At 42.9% G+C, this 6,051-nt stretch carries 7 protein-coding genes and 1 pseudogene; all 8 read left to right on the forward strand.

Features of this window, described 5'->3' with window-relative positions; genetic code table 11:
- Positions 1–33 precede the first annotated feature (33 nt).
- Positions 34–1,347 (forward strand): phosphopyruvate hydratase, encoded by a 1,314-nt coding sequence (gene eno, locus BUB35_RS12570; RefSeq protein WP_072852271.1) that lies wholly within the window; start codon positions 34–36, stop codon positions 1,345–1,347.
- A 347-nt stretch (positions 1,348–1,694) separates the two neighbouring features.
- Positions 1,695–2,960 (forward strand): SpoIVB peptidase, encoded by a 1,266-nt coding sequence (gene spoIVB / locus BUB35_RS12575; protein ID WP_072852272.1) that lies wholly within the window; start codon positions 1,695–1,697, stop codon positions 2,958–2,960.
- A 288-nt stretch (positions 2,961–3,248) separates the two neighbouring features.
- A complete protein-coding gene (locus tag BUB35_RS12580; RefSeq protein ID WP_072852273.1) occupies positions 3,249–3,509 on the forward strand; it encodes a hypothetical protein in 261 nt (86 codons plus the stop codon).
- A gap of 63 nt (positions 3,510–3,572) precedes the next feature.
- Positions 3,573–3,683: pseudogene (locus tag BUB35_RS20140) on the forward strand (hypothetical protein); the annotation flags it as partial.
- Positions 3,684–3,697: 14 nt separating this feature from the next.
- Positions 3,698–4,012, forward strand: a complete 315-nt coding sequence (locus tag BUB35_RS19970; protein WP_330391192.1) for an RNA polymerase sigma factor — start codon at positions 3,698–3,700, stop codon at positions 4,010–4,012.
- Complete coding sequence (locus BUB35_RS12590; protein WP_143158991.1) at positions 3,999–4,769, forward strand: anti-sigma-I factor RsgI family protein; 771 nt, start codon at positions 3,999–4,001, stop codon at positions 4,767–4,769. Before BUB35_RS19970 ends, BUB35_RS12590 begins: the two co-directional genes overlap by 14 nt.
- A gap of 214 nt (positions 4,770–4,983) precedes the next feature.
- Positions 4,984–5,172: a hypothetical protein gene (locus tag BUB35_RS12595; RefSeq protein ID WP_072852277.1), complete on the forward strand. Its 189-nt coding sequence runs from the start codon at positions 4,984–4,986 to the stop codon at positions 5,170–5,172.
- A gap of 3 nt (positions 5,173–5,175) precedes the next feature.
- Positions 5,176–5,907: a cyclase family protein gene (locus BUB35_RS12600; protein ID WP_072852279.1), complete on the forward strand. Its 732-nt coding sequence runs from the start codon at positions 5,176–5,178 to the stop codon at positions 5,905–5,907.
- Positions 5,908–6,051 lie beyond the last annotated feature (144 nt).

The following is a 6,051-nucleotide window of genomic DNA, read 5'->3' on the forward strand; positions in this document are numbered from 1 at the left end:
ACCAATAGGTATTTTTAAGGAGGAGTTCAACACATGAAAGGCTATTACGAAATTACAGACGTTTATGCAAGAGAGATTCTGGATTCCAGAGGCAATCCTACAGTAGAAGTAGAAGTTGTTGTTGACGACAGCGTTATCGGTCGTGCAGCTGTTCCAAGCGGTGCTTCCACAGGTGCTTTCGAAGCTGTAGAACTGCGTGACGGCGGCGACAGATACAACGGCACAGGCGTACAGGATGCAGTTGACAACGTAAACAACATCATCGCTGACGAAATCATCGGTATGAACGCTTTGGATCAGGTTGCTATCGATAACCTGATGCTGGAACTGGACGGCACACCCAACAAAGCAAAACTGGGCGCAAACGCAATCCTGGGCGTTTCCATGGCAGTTGCAAAAGCAGCAGCAGAAGCTCTGGATATGCCTCTGTACCAGTACCTGGGCGGCTTCAATGCAAAAACAATGCCCGTTCCCATGATGAACATCATGAACGGTGGTAAACACGCTGACAACACCGTTGACGTACAGGAATTCATGATCATGCCCGTTGGCGCTTCTTCCTTCAAAGAAGCTCTGCGTATGTGTGCAGAAATCTACCACATGCTGAAAAAAGTTCTGAAAAACAAAGGTCTGTCCACAGCTGTTGGTGACGAAGGCGGCTTCGCACCTGACCTGCCCACAGCAGACGCTGTTATCGACCTGATCAAAGAAGCTGTTGAAGCTGCTGGTTACAAATGGGGCGAAGACATCAAAATCGCTCTGGACCCTGCTTCCACAGAACTGTATGATGAAAAAGACGGCAAATACCACTTCCCCGGCGAAAGCAAAATGGCTGGCAAAGAAATCGTTCGTACTTCCGCAGAAATGGTGGAATTCTGGAAAGCACTGGTTGAAAAATACCCCATCATCTCCATCGAAGACGGTCTGGCTGAAGAAGACTGGGAAGGCTGGCAGCTGCTGACAAAAGAACTGGGTGACAAAGTACAGCTGGTTGGTGACGACCTGTTTGTAACAAACACAGAAAGACTGCAGAAAGGTATCGACCTGAAAGCTGGTAACGCAATCCTGATCAAAGTAAACCAGATCGGTACACTGACAGAAACATTCAACGCAATTCAGCTGGCTAACAGAAACAAAATGACAGCAGTTGTATCCCACAGAAGTGGTGAAACAGAAGACGCTACAATCGCTGATATCGTAGTTGCTGTAAACGCTGGTCAGATCAAAACAGGTGCTCCTGCAAGAACAGACCGTGTTGCAAAATACAACCAGCTGCTGCGTATCGAAGAAGAATTGGACGAAACAGCTCAGTACCTGGGTCTGGATGCATTCTTCAACCTGAAATAAGATATTTTAAACTCATGGAGAGTGCCCTTTTAGGGCATCTTCATAAAGAATAGAGAAAGCTGGAATCCTTAGATATAGAGGATTCTGGCTTTCTTTTTTATAGGATTTTGTCGGATATATTTCTGCTGAAGCCAGCTGTCGCAATTCTTCTTAAGAAATCCAGAAAACCCAATGTTTTCTTAAGAAAAATTTGCTTAGGGCTTTCTCTTTTTTTGCAAAAATTTCCATGTGTCTAAAAATTTGCTTTCTGCTCGTCTGTATTTTCTTTCCCTGTATAGGATGCTTTTGACTGGCAATCATAAAAAAGAAACAAGCTTGTTTCAAAAAAACAATGCGGGAGGCTTTTTATGGAAGGAAATACAGGAAAATGCCGATGGAAATGCCTGACGCTTTGGGTTGTGGCAGCGGTTCTCTTTTGCTGGGGACTTATACGCTTTTTGCTGCCGGACGATATGACACTGATGGCAGGGCGGACAACGGCTTATAATCTGCGTCTGCCCGTTTCTGTGAAAACAGAAGAAAGTGTGGAGGTGTTGGGCATTTCGGCAAAGCCTACGGCGGATAATTTCCATTTGTCCTTAGGTACGGAAGTGTCTGCGGAGGCACATGAGGCAGGTAATACGGAAGTGACCTTTTATCTTTTTGATAAAGTGCCTGTGAAGACCGTGTCTGCCAATATACTGCCAGATACGAAACTCATTCCATGCGGACGCACTGTTGGTGTACAGATGGACACAGATGGCTTGCTAGTGTTGGGAACCGGTTTTGTGGAGGATGCGGAAGGAAACAAAACGGAGCCATGCAAAGGTATCCTGCAAACAGGAGATTTGATTCAGTCTGTGGATGGCAAAGCAATGCCCAACAAAGAAGCTTTTCTGGAGGCAGTAGGCAGCCATGACGGTACGCCTGTACAGGTGGTTTTTACGCGGGATGGTGTGGAGCAAAAAGCAGAGGTGACACCTGTATATAGTCCCGCGGATGGTGCCTATAAATTGGGTATCTGGATTCGGGACAGCATTCAGGGCATTGGCACTGTGACTTTTTTTGATGAAACCACAGACCGTTTTGGTGCGCTGGGTCATGGTATCTATGATGTGGATACAGGCGGTTTGATGTCCTTGAAACAGGGGCATATCACATCTTCCCATTTGACAGAAATCGTGAAGGGACAAAAAGGCGAACCGGGGGAACTGAACGGCATCATTGAGGCGGATGAAGTGCTAGGGGATATTGAAAAAAATACGGAAGTAGGTATCTATGGTACTGCGGATACCTCTGCCTTTACCGGTGAAAGTTATCCCATTGCCCTGCAGGATGAAATTCAGGAAGGAAAGGCACAGATTCTTTCTAATATTGCAGGAGATGAGGTAAGAGCCTATGATGTGGAAATCGAGCAGGTACACCGTTTTGGAAAAGAAAGCAGCAAAGGTATGGTCATCCATGTGACCGATCCTGATTTGCTTTCGAAAACAGGGGGCATTGTCCAAGGCATGAGTGGCAGTCCTATTTTGCAGAATGGGAAACTGGTAGGCGCGGTGACCCATGTGTTTGTCAATGACCCTACAAGGGGATATGGTATCTTTATTGAGAACATGCTGGAAGCGGCAGCATAAAAAAGAGGGCAGTCTTTAGGGGCATCTTCATAAGAAAACAAAGAAAGCCAAAATCCTTATCATAACAAAGGATTTTGGCTTTCTTATTTTATTAAGATTTTATTTGTTATGTTTTCTTATGAAGACAGCCGTCGCAATTCCCCTTAAGAAATCAAGGAAAAGGAAAATCAATGTTTTCTTAAGGGGAAGTTGCTTTTGGCTGCCCTTAAAAAATTTTTCTATAGTTTGAATGGATTCGTCTTCTTCATTCGTATTATAATTGAAAATAGAAGAATGGAGGCGTTTCATATGAAAAAAATGGTAATCGGTATGTTGGTGGCAGTAGGTGTGTTGTCCATGGGAACTGTAAGTGTTTATGCGGCAGAACCGGCTTTTCTGAACAGTCGAAACTTTGTGGATGTTGACAGAAACGGCATCTGCGATAACTACGAAATAGGCGGCAATGGTCAGTGGTTTGTGGATATGAATGGCGACGGCGTATGTGACAACCGAAGCAGTGCTGGTTTTTACAAAGGCTGTATGGGCAGAAGAATGGGACATAACTGGTAAAGGCAGGTATTTTTTATGCGGAGCGAAGATGAATTGAATCGAGTAATTGCGTTGTATTCGGATATGATAAAAAGAATTTGCTTGATTCATCTAAAAAATCACGCAGATACGGAGGACATATTTCAAGGGGTATTCTTGAAGTATGTCCTTAGCTCCGTTGTGTTTGAAAATGATGCCCATGAAAAGGCTTGGTTTATTCGGGTTACTATCAATGCCTGCAAAGATTTGTTAAAAAGCTTTTTTACAATCGTACCGTTGATCTTACTGAAATGCATGAACAAATTGCAGCTGAAGTTTCTGAAGAGGATACGGCAGTTATTGAAGCAGTTCTACGATTGCCTGAAAAATATCGTAAGATCATTTACTTACATTATTATGAAGGTTATACAGCTCCAGAAATCAGTGAGATTTTGGGAAAAAATGTAAATACCGTTTATACATATATGCAAAGAGCCAGACAAATGCTGAAAAAAGAGCTGGGAGGTGAATATGATGCAGAATAAGATTCAAAAAGCATTTGGGCAGATTTGTGCTGATGATGCATTGAAAGATACAACGAAAAAGGCTGTATTGGAAAAAGCATATGGGAAGCAGGTAAGAAAGCCTTTTGCAACAAAGCGTATTTATAGCTATGGGCTTCTTGCTTCTTTTGCGTTGTGCTGCATCATTTTCATGGGTAAATATCTTTATTTTACACCTACGGCTGTGATCAGCATTGATGTGAATCCTTCCATCGAGCTAGATGTGAATCGTTTCGATCAAATCATTGGCGTAGAAGGCTATAATGAGGATGGACAAGAATTGGCAGCATCACTGGATGTGTTGTATAAAGATTATGAATCTGCCCTTTCTGAAGTACTGGAAGCCCAATGGATGCAGGATTATCTTCAAGAAGATGAAATGCTTTCCATAGCAGTTGTGCAGACAGAAGAAAAACAGGGGGCAGAAATTCTTGACTATGTGAAAAACTGTACGGGAAAACAGAAAAATACCTATTGTTACTGCTTGGATTCCGAAGATGTTTCCGAGGCACATGCTTTGGGATTGTCTTATGGAAGGTATCGGTGGTATAAAGAAATTTCCCTGTATGATTCTCAGATTACGCCAGAGGAACTGAATCAGATGTCTATGCGAGAAATCCGAGAGTTATTTTTGTCTGTGAAAGATGGAAATATGCAAAATGAAAATGGCTTGCATCAAGGAAATGGAAATCAATATGGTAGGGGAAATGGAAAAGGTATGCATGCCAGTGATAGATAAGTATGTAAAAGGAAGCATAAATAGCAGACCAACTTTGTTGCTTATGTATTTTTCTAATGAATTGTTGCGCTTATTTTGCTGCCTGATAAATCTTATCTTTAGAGGGAAAAACATGCTGGATGCGTCAGGAACAGAAAAGTCCATACGGATAGGTGCGAATTTTTATGGATTTTGTGTTAGCGAGATATTGCTATAGAATTTAAGGATAATTGATATGCGGGTGATAGTACAGGCATATACAGAACATGAAGGAGGATTTGCAGAAGAAAAAATAAAGAATTCAATCGGGAAAAAAGAGGGAATTTCCATTACATGGGGAATATTAAAAGAAAGAGGATTGTCTGGGACAAGACCACTGTTTTTTACTGACAATGGAGCATATAAAACGCAGAAGGGAAGATGAAAGATGAACAAGAAATTGTGGGAGCAGTACGCAGATTGGAAAGAAAATTACAGATTTGTGGATTTGACACATGAACTTTCTCCGGAAACACCGCACTGGGCTGGTTTTCCTGCTATGGATGTACTGCGTCTGTTTGATTACCCTGTTGGATTCCGTACCCATGAATTCCGTCTGGTAAGCCAGTATGGTACCCATGTAGACGCGCCTGTACATTTCATTCCTGGCGGCAGAGAATTGCAGGATATTGCTGTGGAAGAAATGATCCTGCCTTTGTGCGTCATTGATGTATCTGCAAAAGTAGCGGACAACTGGGACTATGTGACAACAGTTGAAGACATTCAGGAATGGGAAAAGACTTATGGTGAAATTCCTGCAGGTTCCTTTGTGGCAGTGCGTACAGACTGGTCCAAACGGGAAGATATGAACAACTATGATGACGAAGGCAACCGTCATTATCCCGGCTGGAGCATGGAAGCGCTGAAATATCTGGTGGAAACACGCAATATTGCAGCCATCGGTCATGAACCTGCTGATACAGACTCTGCGACCAATGCAAGAGAAAAAGGTTTCCTGTGCGAAATCTATGTATTAGAACAGAATCGTTATCAGGTGGAACTGATGAATAACCTGTCTGAAGTGCCTCCTGTAGGTTCTCTGATTTTCTGCGGTTTCCCCAAAGCGAAAAATGCGGCTGGCTTTACTGCAAGATGTATTGCGATCTGCCCCAAAGACTGATTTTTGTAAATATCATAGACATGATGCCTGTTTTGACGGGTATCATGTCTTTTTTATTATTACTTTAGTGCTGAAGGCTGCAAAGCAGCCTTTAACAACCGCCCGCTCTGCGGGTGAGATTAAAGCTTAAGCAAAAAGCATCGT

It is taken from the genome of Anaerotignum lactatifermentans DSM 14214 (genome assembly GCF_900142265.1).
GTDB classification, from domain to species: domain Bacteria; phylum Bacillota; class Clostridia; order Lachnospirales; family Anaerotignaceae; genus Anaerotignum; species Anaerotignum lactatifermentans.

Excerpts from the sequence above, each read along its gene's own strand:
- spoIVB (WP_072852272.1), top strand. The coding sequence starts at position 1,695 with ATGGAAGGAAATACAGGAAAATGCCGATGGAAATGCCTGACGCTTTGG.
- BUB35_RS12595 (WP_072852277.1), top strand. The coding sequence starts at position 4,984 with ATGCGGGTGATAGTACAGGCATATACAGAACATGAAGGAGGATTTGCA.
- BUB35_RS12590 (WP_143158991.1), top strand. The coding sequence starts at position 3,999 with ATGATGCAGAATAAGATTCAAAAAGCATTTGGGCAGATTTGTGCTGAT.
- BUB35_RS12600 (WP_072852279.1), top strand. The coding sequence starts at position 5,176 with ATGAACAAGAAATTGTGGGAGCAGTACGCAGATTGGAAAGAAAATTAC.
- BUB35_RS12580 (WP_072852273.1), top strand. The coding sequence starts at position 3,249 with ATGAAAAAAATGGTAATCGGTATGTTGGTGGCAGTAGGTGTGTTGTCC.
- eno (WP_072852271.1), top strand. The coding sequence starts at position 34 with ATGAAAGGCTATTACGAAATTACAGACGTTTATGCAAGAGAGATTCTG.